Source organism: Zoogloea oryzae, from assembly GCF_030161255.1.
GTDB lineage: Bacteria > Pseudomonadota > Gammaproteobacteria > Burkholderiales > Rhodocyclaceae > Zoogloea > Zoogloea oryzae.
This window is the reverse complement of the sequence record NZ_BSPX01000277.1, coordinates 1-704: the sequence shown is the minus strand read 5'-3', so window position 1 is coordinate 704 and position 704 is coordinate 1. Positions and strand designations below refer to the sequence as shown.

The window sequence follows — 704 nt, the reverse complement described above, 5'->3', positions numbered from 1 at the left end:
CGCAGCTGGGACGCCGGCATCATCGCCAGCCCGGGCGCCATCACCGGCACCGTGCTCGAAGACACCAACAACGACAACGTCGGCGACACCCCGCTGGCGGGCGTCACCGTGGTGCTCAAGGACCCGGTCAGCGGCACCGTCATCTCCACCACCACCACTGACGCCAGCGGCAACTACAGCTTCAACGGCGTGCCCCCGGGCAACTACGTGGTGCAAGAGACCAACAAGCCGGGCTACACCGACGTGTCCGACAAGGACGGCGGCGACCTGAACAGCATCGCCGTCACCGTCACCCCGGGCGCCACCAACAGCGGCAACGACTTCGTCGACGAACGTCTGCCGGGCGCCATCAGCGGCACCGTGCGTGAAGACAACGACAACAACGACACCGGCGACACCCCGATTGCCGGCGTCACCGTCACCCTGGTGAACGCCACCACGGGCCTGGTCGTGGCCACCACCACCACCGACGTGAATGGCAACTACACCTTCACCGGCGTGCCGGCGGGCAGCTACAACGTCATCGAAACCAACAAGCCGGGTTACACCGATGTGGGCGACGTCGACGGCGGCAACCCCAACAGCATCGCCGTGACCCTCACCCCGGGTCAGTCCAGCACCGGCAACGACTTCGTTGACGAGCGTCCCGCCACCCTGGGCGACAAGGTGTGGCTCGACACCAACGCCAACGGCGTGCAGGACGC

Annotated in this window: 1 protein-coding gene; it reads left to right on the top strand. The window is 66.9% G+C overall.

Going from position 1 to position 704, the window contains the following annotated elements:
- On the top strand, positions 1-704 hold a 704-nt coding region (locus tag QQK25_RS23400; protein ID WP_284190110.1), incomplete at both ends, for an SdrD B-like domain-containing protein.